11 protein-coding genes are annotated in these 15794 nt (G+C 62.0%); 9 read left to right on the plus strand and 2 right to left on the minus strand.

The annotated features are described in order from the left end of the window. The first annotated feature begins 18 nt into the window (after positions 1-18). The 5 genes from DDE20_RS16650 to DDE20_RS16670 are packed head-to-tail and all read left to right on the plus strand — an operon-like array spanning position 19 to position 4841. On the plus strand, positions 19-990 hold the full coding sequence (locus tag DDE20_RS16650) for an ABC transporter substrate-binding protein (RefSeq protein WP_116559664.1): 972 nt from the start codon (positions 19-21) through the stop codon (positions 988-990). A gap of 26 nt (positions 991-1016) precedes the next feature. Beyond that, entirely contained in the window at positions 1017-1883 is an 867-nt protein-coding gene (locus DDE20_RS16655; RefSeq protein ID WP_116559665.1) for an ABC transporter substrate-binding protein, read from the plus strand. Positions 1884-1885: 2 nt separating this feature from the next. Then, positions 1886-2839, plus strand: coding sequence for an amino acid ABC transporter permease (locus DDE20_RS16660; protein ID WP_116559666.1), 954 nt, complete (start codon positions 1886-1888; stop codon positions 2837-2839). Then, a complete protein-coding gene (locus DDE20_RS16665; RefSeq protein WP_116559667.1) occupies positions 2836-3615 on the plus strand; it encodes an amino acid ABC transporter ATP-binding protein in 780 nt (259 codons plus the stop codon). Before DDE20_RS16660 ends, DDE20_RS16665 begins: the two co-directional genes overlap by 4 nt. Positions 3616-3668: 53 nt before the next feature. Beyond that, the gene (locus DDE20_RS16670; protein WP_116559668.1) at positions 3669-4841 is read left to right on the plus strand and encodes a M20 aminoacylase family protein; all 1173 of its coding nucleotides are present in this window, start codon (positions 3669-3671) and stop codon (positions 4839-4841) included. A 140-nt stretch (positions 4842-4981) separates the two neighbouring features. Here the strand turns inward: DDE20_RS16670 and DDE20_RS16675 are convergent, their stop codons facing one another. Next, positions 4982-6238: a glycerate kinase type-2 family protein gene (locus tag DDE20_RS16675; RefSeq protein WP_116559669.1), complete on the minus strand. Its 1257-nt coding sequence runs from the start codon at positions 6236-6238 to the stop codon at positions 4982-4984. A gap of 2 nt (positions 6239-6240) precedes the next feature. Then, positions 6241-7314: a tartrate dehydrogenase gene (locus tag DDE20_RS16680; RefSeq protein WP_116559670.1), complete on the minus strand. Its 1074-nt coding sequence runs from the start codon at positions 7312-7314 to the stop codon at positions 6241-6243. Positions 7315-7547: 233 nt separating this feature from the next. Here DDE20_RS16680 and DDE20_RS16685 point away from each other — a divergent pair, with 233 nt between their 5' ends. The 4 genes from DDE20_RS16685 to DDE20_RS16700 all read left to right on the plus strand — a co-directional run bounded on the left by DDE20_RS16685 (position 7548) and on the right by DDE20_RS16700 (position 15760). Continuing rightward, the gene (locus DDE20_RS16685) at positions 7548-8462 is read left to right on the plus strand and encodes a LysR family transcriptional regulator (protein ID WP_116559671.1); all 915 of its coding nucleotides are present in this window, start codon (positions 7548-7550) and stop codon (positions 8460-8462) included. A gap of 124 nt (positions 8463-8586) precedes the next feature. Beyond that, entirely contained in the window at positions 8587-9555 is a 969-nt protein-coding gene (locus tag DDE20_RS16690; RefSeq protein ID WP_116559672.1) for a TAXI family TRAP transporter solute-binding subunit, read from the plus strand. A 209-nt stretch (positions 9556-9764) separates the two neighbouring features. Continuing rightward, positions 9765-11963 (plus strand): TRAP transporter permease, encoded by a 2199-nt coding sequence (locus tag DDE20_RS16695; protein WP_116559673.1) that lies wholly within the window; start codon positions 9765-9767, stop codon positions 11961-11963. Positions 11964-12529: 566 nt separating this feature from the next. Then, on the plus strand, positions 12530-15760 hold the full coding sequence (locus tag DDE20_RS16700) for a reductive dehalogenase (RefSeq protein WP_116559674.1): 3231 nt from the start codon (positions 12530-12532) through the stop codon (positions 15758-15760). Positions 15761-15794 lie beyond the last annotated feature (34 nt).

Consider the following 15794-nt stretch of genomic DNA (forward strand, 5'->3'; position numbering starts at 1 on the left):
CGCAAATGGGAGTTGGGCATGACATTGAAGATACGCCTTGCGGTGAGGGATTGGGACTATCTTACGCCGCTGATCCTTGGTGATGTTAGCTCTGGTGCGCTGTCGGTCGAGGTGGATCGCGTGTCGACGATGCCGGTCACCATTGGCGGATCGTCGCCCTATAACGCCGGTGAGGCCTCGTTCAGCCGCCATCTGACCGGGTTGGCGCAGGGCGAGACCGGCACCGTCGCGGTGCCGAATTTCCTGATGCGCGGGTTTCGCCACGGCTGTATCATCACCCGCAAAGACAGCCCGTTGACCACGATCGAGGATTTGGCCGGCAAGCGTATCGGCGTGACCGGCTGGCAGGATTCGGGTAACACATGGACGCGGGCGATCCTGCGGCATGCGGGTATCATGACCGATGATGTGTCATGGTACGCTGGACGGCTGACGGCGGAGCATCCGATTCAGGACCGGCTTGGCGCATTCCATCAACCGGGCCGGATCGAGGCGATGCCGGACGAAGAGCCGATGATGGACAGCCTGTCGCGCGGCTGGCTGGACGCGGTCTTTACCCCCTTCATGCCGAGCGGATTTTTCGAACCCGAGTCGCAGTTCCGGCAATTGCTACCCGATTGCCGCGCCGCGCAGGTCGCCTATTTCTATTCGGTCGGATATGTCCCCGGCATTCACATATTGACGGTGGATCAGGAATTGGTGGAAGCGGAGCCCTGGGTGCCACAGGTATTGAGCGATCTGATCGACTGTTCGCGCGAGATGTGGACCGCGAAACGGCGCAGGTATGCCGACACAACGCCGTTCATGCTGGATGAGATGTTGCATACCGCACGGTCGCTGCCCGCGTCATGGGACGCCAGCGGTATCGAGGCGAACCGCAAGATGACCTCTGACTTTATCGGTCAGATGTACGACCAGGCAATCCTGCCGAAGCTGCTGAGCGTGGAGGACGTCTTCGGTGCGGCAGAAGAGGCACGGAAGATTGCATGAAGTTTTTTAACCTGAGGGAGAAGACTATGACCACCAAACCTATCCTAAGTCTGGCGCTTGCCGCACTGATCGCCCCTGCCGTAGCGCAGGCCGAGCAGACCTATAATGCCGAATTGAACGCCCGTCTGCCGGAGGCCATCCGCGAGGCCGGCTCGATGATCGCGGTGACCAACGGATCATTCCCTCCCTATGAATTCGTCGAGGGGCGCACGCATACCGGCGCCACCGCCGATCTGGCGCAGGAAATCGCCCAGATCCTCGGCGTCGAGATCACCCATGCAACGGTTGCGGGCTTGCCTGCGCTGCTGACCGGGATCGGCGCAAACCGGTATCAGTTCGCCATGGGGCCGGTGGGTGACTTCCCGAACCGCCGCGAAGCGAATGACTTTGTGGACTGGGTTCAGGAATACGTTGTCTTTGCCGTTCAGGCCGGCAACCCCGAAGGCATCGTCAGCCTTGGCACTACCTGCGGCAAGCGGATTGCGGTGATGTCGGGCGGTTCGGCCGAGCGGGTTATTCTTGCCCAGTCGGAGCAATGTGAAGCCGATGGCCAGCCGGCGATCGAGGTTCAGTCCTATACCGACCAGCCGAGCTCGATCCTCTCGGTGCGTTCGGACCGTGCGGATGCGTTCTTCTCGTCGCAGGCGCCGCTGACCTATTTCGTCCAGCAGTCCGAAGGCGCGCTGGAACTGACCGCGGTTGGCCAGTCCAACGGCTTCCCCAGCCTGATGCAGGGCGCGGTGGTGCCGCAGGGATCGCCGCTTGGCCCGGTTCTGCGCGATGCCTTCCAGATCCTGATGGACAATGGCACTTATGAGGAGATCATGACCGAATGGGGTCTTGAGAACAACATGATCGAAGCACCCGGCATCAATCTCGGCGAGGCACTCTGATCATGGTCGATGTGTCCTCAACCCAGCCGCTTTCGCGTCCTGAGGCTTTGCCGGATCGTCAATCCGACGACCTGCGCGATGTCGCGGGGGCACATCGACCTATTCCCAAAGGCAAGGTGCTTTTGTGGGTCGTGGTGCTTCTGTTTGCTGCGGATTTCGCGCGCGCGGTGGCTACCAATGACAATTTCGGCTGGCCGGTGGTGGCCGAATTCTTTTTCAACACAACCGTGCTGGAGGGTCTATGGGTGACCATCTGGCTGGCGGTGGTGAGCATGATACTTGGTGTCATGCTCGGGCTGCCCTTGGCGATCGCGCGGATGTCGAACGACCCGCTGGCCAAATCCATCTCGGGGCTGTTCGTGTGGTTTTTCCGCGGCACCCCGCTGCTGGTGCAGTTGATCCTGTGGTATAACCTGTCGTTCCTGTTTCCGCAGATCTCGCTGTCGATCCCCTTTGGGCCCAGTCTTGCGGCGTGGAATGCCAATGATCTGATCACGCCGATTACCGCCGCGATTATCGGACTGGCGCTGAATGAGGCCGCCTATATGGCCGAGATCATCCGCGGTGGTCTGCTGTCGGTGGAACGCGGCCAGAGGGAAACCGCCGAGGCCTTCGGGATGAAGCCGATGCGCGCGCTGTGGCGGGTGGTGATCCCGCAGGCGATGCGCAGCATCGTGCCGCCCTCGGGCAACCAGTTCATCAGCATGATCAAGGCCACTTCGCTGGTCTCGGTGATCGCGATGGCGGACCTGCTGTATTCGGTGCAATCGATCTATAACCGCAACTTCGAGGTCATCCCGCTGCTGATGGTTGCCGTGATCTGGTATCTTCTGATTGTCTCGGTGCTGAGCGCGATCCAGTCGCGGATCGAGCGCTACTATGCCCGCGGAGACCAGCAGCGTGTCGTGTTCGATGCCCCCGAAACCGTAACCACTCAGGAAGAGGCCCCGCTATGACTGCAACCACGGCTCAGGCCCCGATCCTGCGGGCGCGCAATGTCCATAAGGCCTTTGGCAATAACGAGGTGCTCAAGGGCATTGATATGGATATCGCGCCGAGCGAGGTGGTCGCCATTCTGGGCCCGTCGGGCTCGGGCAAATCGACCCTGCTGCGCTGCATCAACCGGCTGGAAGAGATCAACAAGGGTTTCATCGAGGTTGACGGCGAGCAGATCGGCTACAAGCTGCAGGGCGACCGTCTGGTGGCGCTGAGTTCAGGCGCGATTGCCCGCCAGCGCAGCAAGATGGGTATGGTGTTCCAGAGCTTCAACCTGTTTCCCCATATGACGGTCTTGCAAAATGTCATCGAGGCGCCGGTCGGGGTGCATGGGGTCAAACGCCGCGAGGCGATCGAGCTGGCCACCGATCTGATCGCCAAAGTCGGCTTGGCCGACAAGCTGAACGCCTATCCGCGGCAATTGTCCGGCGGGCAGCAGCAGCGGGTGGCGATTGCCCGTGCGCTGGCGGTGAAGCCGAAGATCCTGCTGTTCGACGAGCCGACCTCGGCTCTGGACCCGGAACTGGTGGGCGAAGTCCTGGAGACCATGCGCGGATTGGCCAAACAGGGGCTGACGATGATTGTCGTCACCCATGAGATCGGCTTCGCCCGTGAGGCCGCCGACCGGGTGATCTTTATGGACGGCGGGCATATCGTCGAGCAGGGCAAACCCGAGGATATCTTGGTGAACCCGCAGCGCGAACGCACCCGCGAGTTCCTGCGCCGCGTCCTGTAACCTCCTCTCAGATCTTTAAGAAAGGCGGATCGCAGTATGCGGTCTGTTTGCAGATGACCAAATTTGCCACGATTGATGACTTCAAACATGCCGAGGCCGAGCTTGTCGGCATCCGCCATCACCTGCATGCGCATCCCGAGCTTTCGCTTGAAGAGGTGAAGACCGCGGCGCTTGTGGCCGATAAGCTGGAAGGCTGGGGCTATGAGGTGACGCGCAATGTCGGGGGCCACGGTGTCGTTGGGCAGTTGCGCGTCGGGGACGGGAACCGCTCGCTTGCGATCCGTGCCGATATGGACGCTTTGCCGATCCATGAGGCGGGCGATCATGCCCATGCCAGCACTGTGCCGGGGGTGATGCATGCCTGTGGCCATGACGGTCACACCACGATGCTGTTGGGGGCAGCGGAATATCTTGCGCGGACGCGGAATTTCTCGGGCACGGTGAACCTGATCTTTCAGCCCGCCGAAGAAGCCGGTCGCGACAGCGGGGCGGTCGCGATGATCAAAGACGGGTTGTTCGAGCGCTTTCCCTGTGATGCGATTTTCGGGCTGCACAACCATCCCGGCGCCCCCGCAGGCCAGATCCTGATGCGCGCGGGCCCGTTGATGGCGGCGGCGGATAGCGTCAAGATCACCCTGCACGGCAAGGGCGGACATGCGGCGCGGCCGCATCTGTGTATCGACCCCATCGTGGTTGGTTCGGCGCTGGTCATGGCGTTGCAGACGATTGTCTCGCGCAGCATGGATTCCACCGACACAGCCGTGGTCACCGTCGGCACGTTTCACGGCGGCGCGGCGAGTAATGTCATCGCGCAAGAGGCAACGCTGGAGTTGAGCGTCCGCACCTTCACCCCCGAGGCGCGTGCTTTGATCAAAAAGCGCATCTACAGTATTGTCGAAGCGCAGGCCGCGTCTTGGGGGGCGACCGCCGAGATCGAATATGACGACGGTCATCCGGTGGTGACGAATGCCCCCGATGAAACCGCGTTTGCCACCGAAGTCGCAGAAGAGTTGACCGGTGCCGGCAATGTGCCGGAATGCGCGCTGATCCCGGGAAGTGAGGATTTCGCCCATTTCCTGCAGCATAAACCCGGCTGTTTCATCCGGCTTGGCAATGGCGAAACCTCGGCGCCGCTGCATAATCCGGCCTATGATTTTGACGATGCCAGCCTGACCACCGGCGCGGCGCTCTGGGCGCGGCTGACGGAACGCTTCCTGACCGCCTGATCGGGTATTGCTGGACGAAAACAGCCGCGCCCGCCTTGCAGAAGTGTAAGGCGGGCGCGGTGCTGTTTGGGGGTGATAGGGCGATAGGTTTGCCCTTTGATCGGGCATCACCGCGGTGTCAGGGCAGGGCCGATGGCGGCTCAGAGCACCAGTAGCGCGCGGAAGTCGTTGACGTTGGTCAGGGTCGGGCCGGTGCGGATCAGGTCGCCGAGCGCGTCGAAGACGTTGTAGCTGTCATGCGCGGCGAGGGCGGCGCTGGGGGTAAGCTCGGCGGCAGCGGCGCGCGCCAATGTGTCGGGGGTGAGTATCGCGCCGGCGGCGTCTTCGGTGCCGTCGATCCCGTCGGTGTCACCGGCCAGCGCATAGATCTGCGGGTGTGCGGCGAGGGATAGCGCGAGCGAGAGCAGGAATTCGGTGTTGCGGCCCCCGCGACCGGGTTTGGCCTCGCCGATGGTGACGGTGGTTTCGCCGCCCGACAGCAGCACAGCGGGGGCGGCGACCGGCGTGCCGCGACCGGCCACGGCGCGGGCGATACCGCCCATGACTTTGCCCATTTCGCGCGCCTCGCCCTCAAGCGCGTCACCCAACAAAAGGGGCGTGACACCAGCGGCGCGCGCGACGTCGGCGGCGGCTTCGAGTGACATTTGCGGGGTGGCGATCAGCCGGTAATCCACGGCAAACTCGGGAGCGGGCTCGGCGGGGGCCAGCAAGAGATCGCGTGCCGCCTGAGGCAGAGAGGGGCCAAGCCGCGTGACGAGTTGCGAGAGATCCTGTTGCGCGGTCGGATCGGGCACGGTCGGGCCGGAAGCGATGGCTGCGGGGTCATCGCCGGGCACATCCGAGATCGCCAAACTGACCAGTCGCGCCTTGCCCGCCGCCCGCGCCAGACCGCCGCCTTTGATCAGCGAGAGCCTGCGGCGCAGCCTGTTCATGTCGTCTATGGCCAGTCCCGAGGCCAAGAGCAGCCGATTGACCTCGGCTTTCTCGGTTGCGGTCAGGGGCGGCAGCGGCAGGGACATCAGCGCCGAGCCGCCGCCCGATATCAGGGCGAGGATCAGGTCGTCCTCAGTGGCCGAGCGGGCCAGTTGCAGGATCTCCCGCGCGGCCTGTTCTCCGGCGGCATCGGGCACCGGATGTGCGGCCTCGCGCACGGTGATGCGTTCGGTCGGCACCATGTGGCCGTAGCGGGTGACAACAACGCCCGAGAGATCGACATCCGGCCAGGCTTGCTCGAGAGCGCGGGCCATCGCGGCGGCGGATTTGCCCGCGCCGACGACGATGCAGCGACCGGCGGGTTTCTCGGGCAAATGCCGCGCCAGAACCGTGGAGGGATCGGCGGCGGCGATGGCGGCGTCGAACATCCGCCGCAAAAGGCCTTGGGCGTCCGCGGGCGTCATTGTCAGATGTTCTCGCCGCGAATGGCGTCGCAGACCGCATCGGTCACCTGCTGGGTGGTGGCAGAACCGCCCACATCCGGCGTCAGCGTGCCCTCCGCGCAGACCTTTTCCACCGCCCGCATCAGCCGCGTGGCGGCAGCGGTCTCGCCCAGATGGTCGAGCATCTGCGCGGCGGTCCAGAAGGTGGCGACGGGGTTGGCGATCCCCTTGCCGGTGATGTCGAAGGCCGAGCCGTGGATCGGTTCAAACATCGACGGAAAGCGGCGCTCGGGGTCGATATTGCCGGTCGGCGCAACCCCGAGGCTGCCGGCCAGCGCACCGGCAAGATCGGAGAGAATATCGGCGTGGAGATTGGTCGCCACGATGGTGTCGAGGCTCTGCGGGTCCTTGACCATCCGCACGGTCATCGCATCGACCAGCACCTTGTCCCAGGTGACATCGGGGAACTCTTTGGAGACCTCGGCGGCGATCTCGTCCCACATCACCATTCCGTAGCGCTGCGCGTTCGATTTGGTGACCACGGTCAGCAGTTTGCGCGGCCGCGATTGCGCCAGTTGGAAGGCATAGCGCATGATCCGCAGCACGCCGACTCGGGTGAAGATCGAGACCTCGGTAGCGACCTCTTCGGGCATGCCTTTATGGGCGCGACCGCCGATGCCGGAATATTCGCCCTCGGAATTCTCGCGCACGATCACCCAGTCAAGATCACCGGTTTTGACATTGGCCAGCGGCGAGGTGATGCCGGGCAGGATTTTCGTCGGGCGCACATTGGCGTATTGGTCGAAGCCCTGACAGATCGGCAGCCGCAGCCCCCACAGCGTGATATGGTCGGGCACATCCGGCGCGCCGACCGCGCCAAAAAAGATCGCGTCAAAGTCGCGCAGCTGCTGCGCCCCGTCCTCGGGCATCAATGCGCCGGTTTGTTTATAGCGCTCGGAGCCCCAGTCAAAATGGGTCACATCCAGCGCGAAACCTCCGTCGCGACGGGCCAGCGCCTCAAGCGCTTGCAGACCGGCGGCGATGACCTCGGGGCCGATGCCGTCGGCGGGGATGGCGGCGATTTTGTAGGTGTTCATGGCAGATATCCATTCCTGATGACATCGGTGTCGAGCCGGAGCAACCCGGATGCAGCGATCTGGTCGGGCGTGCCGGTGAGGGCGGATTGGCGGTGACCTTGCGGCGCCAAACATGCCTCACCGAGCAGCGCCTGACCGGCGATTTCACCGGACACTAAAGCCGGTGGACCTGATCACTCAATGGGCCTAGAATTATATACAATCGCGATATAGTGCGGGTTGGGAGGTGGCGCTTGGATATCAATCAATTGAAAAGCTTTCTGATGGTGGCCGATACGCTGCATTTCGGACGGGCGGCGCGGGCGCTGGATATGCTGCCGGCCTCGCTGGGACGGCAGATCAGGATTCTGGAAACCCGTCTTGATACCAAGCTGTTTTTGCGCACCACCCGCAATGTCGCCCTGACCGAGGCGGGTGCGGCGATCCTTGAGGACGCCCGCGCCTTGGTCGCGCAGGCCGAGTATCTGGACGAGAAGGTGCGTTCGATCCGCAAATCGGGGACTCCGGTGCTAAAGGTCGGCGCGATTGACAGTGCCGCCGCGGGGCTGATGCCGCAATTGCTGCGGTTTCTGCGCGTCGAACATCCCGAGATCGAGGTGCAGCTTTTCGAACAGAAAACCATCCATCTGTTGCCGCGATTGCTGAGCGGCAGTCTGGATATCGCCTTTTGCCGCCCGCCGGACACGCGCGATCCGCGGATTGATTTTCAGACCCTGTTCTATGAGACCGCGGTGGTCGCGCTGCCCACCGATCATGAATTGGCGCAGCGCGACGAGATCTCAATCGAGGATATCGCCGATGCGCCGCTGATCGTGCCGGATCGCCGGTCGCGGCCGCATTCGCATGACCTGACCATCAAGCTGTTTCTCGATGCCGGGCTGACCGCGCGTATCGCGCAGGTTGCGGAAGAAAAGCATACCATCGTCAATCTGGTGGCCACGGGTTCGGGACTGGCGATTGTTCCGCGCTGGACCGCGCGGATATCGGTGCCGAATGTCACCTTTGTGCCGCTGTCGATGCGTGGCGGGGCACGGCGCTCGAAACTGATCCTTGCGGCGGCCTGGACCAGAGGCACCCGCGACAGCCAGCGCGATGCCTTGCTGGATACTTTGGACAACAATCTGAAGGCGATCGAGGATAGCGCGTGATAATAACGAAATAGAATATAATCTTTCGGACATTGAGTCGCGCCGACCTCGCTCTCATGATCTGCTTCATCGGTATCGTGCCGTTCAGGTTCGCTGCCAGATAAGCACGTGGGAGGAAATACACATGAAACTGACCGCTATCGCATCTATTCTTGCAGGCGCTGCATTGACGCTGCCTGCCGTGGCCCAGGACCGCACGGACTGGCCATCGAGCCTGAGCATTTCCACCGGATCGCAGGGCGGTGCCTATTTCGTCTGGGGGTCCGGCCTTGCGACAATGATCGGCGAAACCCTCGATCTGGGCACCAGCGTCGAAGTGACCGGCGGGCCGGTGCAGAACGTCGTCTTGGTCGAAGTCGGGGAAACCCTGCTGGGGTTCACCACCATGGGTCCGGCGCAGGAGGTCATGGCCGGTGAGAGCGAGTTGATGCCGGGGATGGAGGCCGCCAATCTGCGCGCGCTCTTCCCGATGTATCAAACGCCGCTACAGGCGGTGGTGCTGGCCGACTCGGGGATCTCTTCGATCGAGGATCTGGAGGGCCGGCGGGTCAATATGGGGCCGGCTTCGGGCACCTCGGCGACCTATTGGCAGCGCTATTTTGACAGCGCCGGAATGGAGATCAACGCCAGTTTCGCAGGTGCCTCGGATGGTGCCGGTCAGCTGGGCGATGGTCTTATCGACGCGTTCGTCTATGCCGCGGGTCTGCCCACCGGCGCCTTCAGCCAGCTTGCGATCGAGAATGACGTGACCTTCCTGCCGCTGTCGGATGAGAATATCTCGGCCTTTACCAGCGCCGTTCCGACGATGCAGCGGTTCACCATTCCCGCCGGCACCTATAATGGCCAGGACGTAGATGTGCCCTCAGTGGCGATGTGGAACTTTGCTATTGCCAATGCGGCGATGCCCGAGAGCCTTGCTTACGAGATCACCAAACTGGTGCTGGAGAACAACCCGCGGATGCGGCAGATCCACGCCTCGGCGGTCGAGACCCTGAGCGAGAACTGGGAGAAGAACACCTTCATGCCCTTCCATCCCGGCGCGGTGCGTTACTTCGAGGAAATCGGCATCACCATTCCCGCCGAATTGCGCTGATCACCGCGCGATACCACCATTGCTCACGGGCCTATTCCGGCGAGTTGCGTTGATTTGAACCCTGCGGTTGGCGTGGCAGTCTTTGCTTGGCGGTCTTTGCTTGGCAGAGGCGGCTGCGGCCCAACCGGCAGCGGCGCGAATCCCGGTCCACGCAGCATCGCCAAGATAGGTCCGTGACGCTCGCTTAACCTCCAGCCGTCCGGTGACCCATGACCCAATCCGCTCGCGGTGACATTTCCTCATCGGAATTGGTCGCCGAACTCGCAGACCCGATCGAAGTGACGGATGCCGTCGATGAAGAGCATCCCGCCAGCAACCAGCGCGTCTTTCTGGGGGGCAGGGGCTATGCGTTTGCCACCGCCTGCGCGGCCTATACGCTGTTCCACCTGCTGGTGATGAACCTCTATCCGCTTGAGACATGGACCTACCGGCTGCTGCATGTCGGCGGCGGGCTGGCGCTCGGGTTCTTGCTGTTCGGGGCGCATGGTATCGTGCCCGGCCAGCCCAAGCCGCAGCGCAGCGCGGGCAATCTTGGCTTGCTGCTGGTCGCGGCGGGCGCGGTGCTCTATGCGGCAGTCGCGATGGCGGTGCTTTGGGGCAACTGGTGGCTGTTCGGCGCCGCCATGCCGCCGCATTGGGTGCTGACAAGTTTCGGCATTCCTTTGGTTGTCGGCACCGGTCTGGCGGTGCTGCATGGCTGGGTTTTCGCCGAATACCGCAATGACCGCTTTGGCGCTGCGGATATTTTGCTGGCCGTGGCAACCATCGCTGCGGTCGGCTATGTGATCTATTTCGCCCGCGCCCTGCAGATGCGCGCCGGAATGCCGATGGCCCAGCCCGCGGATATGTGGGCGGCGATTGCGATTGTGATCCTGATCCTCGAAGCGGTGCGGCGCATGGCCGGGCTGGCGCTGGTGGTGATCGCCGGTGTGTTCGTCGCCTATGCTTTCGCCGGACCATGGCTGCCGGGGATCCTGAACCACAACGGCTATACGCCCAAGCGGTTCTTTTCCTATATCGTCACCGACAACGGTATTCTCAGCGCGCCGATTGCGATTTCATCGACCTATATCATCCTGTTTGTGGTGTTCGCGGCGTTTTTGCAGGAAACCCGCGTAGGCGCCTATTTCGTCAATGTGGCCTTTGCCGCGGCGGGGCATAAACGCGGCGGTCCGGCGAAGGTTGCGGTGTTCGCCTCGGGGCTGATGGGGATGATCAACGGCACCTCGGCGGGCAATGTTGTGGCGACCGGAAGCCTGACCATTCCGCTGATGAAAAAGGTCGGCTATCGCCCGCAAACCGCGGCTGCGATCGAGGCCGCAGCCTCCTCGGGCGGGCAGATCATGCCGCCGATTATGGGGGCGGGCGCCTTCATCATGGCCGAGATCACCGGCATTCCCTATACCGATATCATCTGGGCGGCGCTGATCCCCGCGGTGCTCTATTTCGCATCGATCTTCTTTATGGTGGATCTGATGGCGCAGAAGTTCAGCATGGTCGGGCTGCCCCGCGCGCTGCTGCCGAAGCTCGGTGCGCTGATGCGGCAGGCCTATCTTTTTGCGCCGATTCTGGTGCTGATCTGGGCGCTGTTCGTCGGCTACTCGGTCATTCGCTGCGGCACGCTGGCGATGATGACCGCGGCGGTGGTTTCGTGGCTGACGCCGCACCGGATGGGGCCGCAGCGTCTGTTTCGGGCGCTCGATATCGGCGCGCGGATGTCGCTGCAGCTGGTCGCTGTCTGCGCCGCTGCCGGGATCATCGTCGGTGTCATCGCCCTGACCGGCATCGGCTCGCGGTTCTCGGCGCTGCTGTTGGGGATCGCTGATCAGTCGCAGCTTTTGGCAATGATGTTCTCGATGGTGGTGGCGGTGATCCTTGGCATGGGCATGCCGACCACGGCGGCCTATGCGGTGGCCGCATCGGTGATCGCGCCCGGCCTGATCAATCTAGGCATCGAGCCGCTCACCGCGCATTTCTTCATCTTCTATTTCGCGGTGATGTCGGCGATCACACCGCCGGTGGCGCTGGCTGCCTATGCCGGAGCCGCTTTGGCGCAATCCGATCCGATGAAGACCAGCGTCGAGAGTTTCCGCATTGGTCTGGCGGCCTTTGTGGTGCCCTATATGTTCTTCTTCTCGGATTCGCTGTTGTTGCAGGGCGGATGGGTGGACACAGTGCATGTGTTCGGATCGGCGCTTTTGGGTATCTATCTGCTGTCGTCGGGGATCATCGGATGGTTTTTCGGCCGGATCGGATGGGTCCCGCGCGCGATGCTGATCCTCGCCGCGCTGGGTATGCTGGATGCGGGGTTGCTGACCGATCTGATCGGGCTGGCGGTGGCGGTCACGCTGTTCCTCTATCAAAAGAAGATCGTGACAGCGGATGTGATCGCGCAGGGGAAAGACTGACAGGGGCGGCGACCGGGGCATACCGGTCGCCGCTGGCCTGACGCAGCGCTGTTCAGGGCGACCAGCGGCGGTTCTGTGGTCGGTGGGTTGTGAGATCAAACCGGCGATGGTTTCGACGCTGCGCCTATGCCGTTTCTGCGAACTGCAAATGGTGGGCTAAGCACCAATCCAGCCTCAAAGCAAACCAAGGGCGCGGTTTAACTTGGTTCGGGGATCGGGCATTATTTTCCCATGTTCTGCAGAGAGATGGCACAATCGCTAACGCCCCGCTCGCAAAGGTTGCTGCGGCGGGCGGTTGGTATTCCAACCCGCTTTACCGGAGGTGCCCGCTCTGATGCAGGTCTGAGGCGGGAGGGTCTTTCACCATCTATGCACCCTGCATTTATTGGCGCAGTCCGAGATCGGCCTCAATGATGCTTCGGCATCATTAACAATGCTAATTCAATAAAATTATTGACGGCGATGTGGTGGTTCCTTAGGGTGGACGGACATCGAGACGGGGGTGCGTCTTGGCGTGAACAGGTTCCAGATGCCCCCGTCACGGCAGCACCAAGACAGAGGGCAGAATGACGTCTCAGATTTTCTCCACCCGTGGCAGGCCCTTCCACCTTGGTTCGTTTCCGTTGGAGCGGCTTGCGCGGCGCGATCAGGCCGCCGACCTCTCGGGCACGCCGCCATTCGATCCCGTTTCCTTCGATCACACAACGACCCCGCGATCGCTGGTCAATGCGATGCGGGACTATCAGGCGATGCTGGATGTTCTGCGTGGTGGACTGCCGTCCGCGCAAAAAGCGGGCTGCCCCGATGATCCGCAAGAACGCGCGCGCCACATTAAGTCTTATGGCTATTTTCAAAACGTTCCGATGGTGGGAATTGGCCGGTTTGACAGTAGTTTGAAGCTTGAACAGCCCTTCGCCAATCCAGAAATCGACCGGCTGGCCGAGGACCTGAAGACCAAGCAGGTCAAGTCGCTGGCGTCCGGTATTGACGTGATCATGGCCGATCTCAAGGAAAGCGTGTCGGCGCCGCCGCAGCCGGTGGATGGCCACACGCACGCCATTGTCTTTCTCTATAACTACAATCGCGATCCGGCGCCGGATGAACCCGGATATTCCTGGATAGGTGATGCCCAGGCCCAGAGAGCCTGTCTGCTCGGGACCGAAGCCGCGGTGGTTATCGCCAGCTATTTGCGCATTCTTGGCTATGATGCCAAGGCGCATAGCGGCGCCTCCAGCGAAGTCGATCTGAACAAGCTGGCTGTCGCGGCGGGTCTGGCCGTCGTCGAGAATGGCAAGCTGGTAAATCCCTTTGTTGGTGAGCGGTTCCAACTGGTGGCGATAACGACGAATTTCAACATGGCAACCGACAAGCCGCTGGCCCCGATGGCCGAACAGCCGAAGGACCTGATGCGCGGGTGGGCGTGGAAGCTGGGAAAGGGCTCTGCCAAGAATGGCCGCACGCTCGATCCCTATGCCAAGCGGCGCTACACTGACGGGCTGCATCCTTTTGAAAAGCTCCGCCGCGTCGACAAGCCGACGACCTTTATTGATGAAGAACGGGTTGCGCGGGTGCCCAAGCGCGCCGATATGTTCGTCCGCTCGCAGTTTGGCGATATGGGCAAGATAAACCAAGACGCTGCGACCGGAGGATACTTCACACGAAAATCGCCGATCAGTCAGGCATCGAAACGCCCGATGGGCGCCTTTAACCTGCTATTGGATAGCCCTGTCGCCGATACGGTTGACGAAAGTGCGCGCGACCGCCGCGCAAACCACGAGGCGATCAAGGCGATCGGCTATTTCCTCGGGGCGGATGCCGTGGGGGTTGCGCGCTGCCCTGAATGGGCATGGTATTCGCATGATGCCTTGGGTGAGCCGATTGTGCCAACCCAAGACAGCGCCATCTGCCTGATCATTGATCAGGGGTTCGACACCACCGAAGGCTCGTCTGGTGATGACTGGATTGCCGTGGCGCAATCGATGCGCGCCTACCTGCGGTTTTCCCTGCTCGGTGGCGTGATCGCCGCACAGATCCGCAACCTTGGCTATACCGCAAAGGCGCATACCAACCAGAGCAGCGAAGTGCTGCATCCACCGCTGCTGTTGCTGGCCGGGTTGGGCGAGGTCAGTCGCATTGGCGAGGTGATCGTGAACCCGTTTCTGGGGCCGCGGCTGAAATCCGGCATCATCACCACAGATATGCCACTGACCCACGACAAGCCGGTGGATTTCGGCATGCAGGCGTTCTGCGAAAGCTGCAACAAATGCGCGCGCGAATGCCCCTCGGGCGCGATCACTGCCGGTCCCAAGTTGATGTTCAACGGCTATGAGACCTGGAAGAGCGACAGCCAGAAATGCACCACCTACCGCATTACCCAGAAGGGCGGGGCAATGTGCGGGCGCTGCATGAAGACCTGCCCGTGGAACATGGAGGGGCTGGAACATGAAAAGCCGCTTCGGTGGATTGCGATGAATGTGCCCGCGATGGCCGGTGTTTTGGCCAAGGCCGATGACCTTGTCGGCAATGGCCGGATCAACCCCAAAAAGCGCTGGTGGTGGGATCTGCGCTGGAACCGCGATGGCTCTTGCGAGATGGTCGATCAGACGGTGCAGCCGTCGAATTACCGTGAGTTGCAGACCGACCTGAAGCTGGATTTCGAGGATCAGACGCTGGCGGTTTATCCGGCCAATCTTGCCCCGCATCCCTGGCCATTCCCCTTTCCGATGGACCGTGAAAAGGGCATCGAGGCCTATCAGGCGATGATCACCGCCGAGGAATATCAGGCGCGGCTGGACCGGGGCGACACCGAGGGGCTAGCGCATGAATACAAGTTGAGTGGCGAGGCGCCGGTGATCCGGGTGCAGGTCTCCAAGGTTGACCAGATGACGCCGGGGGTCACCAAATACGAGTTCACCGCGCTGGGTGGTGAGCCGCTGCCGGAATGGACGGCGGGCGCGCATCTGGATGTCGTGGTCGCGCCTGAATATTTCCGTCAGTATTCGATGTCTGGCGATCCGGCGGACCGTTCGAAATACCAGATCGGTGTGCTGCGCGAGGACGAAGGCCGTGGCGGCTCGAAACTGTTGCACCGCATTTTTGCCGAGGGGCGCAAGCTCTTTATCTCGAAGCCGATCAACCATTTCCCGCTGTCCAAAGACGGCAGCAAACATTTTTTGATGGGGGGCGGGATCGGTATCACGCCGATGATCGCCTTTGCCCATGAATGCCACCGCGAGGGGCTGGACTTTGAATTGCACTATTCGGCGTCAAGCCGCGCCAGCGCCGGGTTTCTTGATGATCTCGCCGGGTTTCCCTGGGCAGATAAGGTGCATCTGCATTTCTCTGACGAAGGCTCGCGGGCCGATCTGGATGCGGTGTTGTCGGGGTATGAATCCGGATGGCATGTCTATACCTGCGGGCCGGACCGATTCATGACCTCGGTGATGGATGCGGCGGAACGGCAGGGCTTTCCGGAAGAGGGGCGGCATCTGGAGTATTTCTCGGTGCCGGAGCTGCCCGAGTATGAGAACCATGAGTTCACGGTGAAACTGGCGCGCAGTGGCAAGGAGCTTAAAATCCCTGCGGATAAGGCGGCGACCGAGGTGCTGCTGGAAAACGGCGTGCAGATCGACGTGAAATGTTCCGACGGGATCTGCGGCGTGTGCAAATGCGGATTGCTGGCCGGCGAGGTCGAACATCGTGATTTCGTGCTGTCGAATGCGCAGCGCGAAACGGCGATCATCCTGTGCCAAAGCCGGGCGGCGAAACCCGGCGGGACCATCGAAGTTGATCTTTAGACCTTAACGGGGTGACCCGCGTCGTTTTTTGCAG

Source organism: Pararhodobacter oceanensis (assembly GCF_003076755.1).
GTDB classification, from domain to species: Bacteria; Pseudomonadota; Alphaproteobacteria; order Rhodobacterales; family Rhodobacteraceae; genus Pararhodobacter; species Pararhodobacter oceanensis.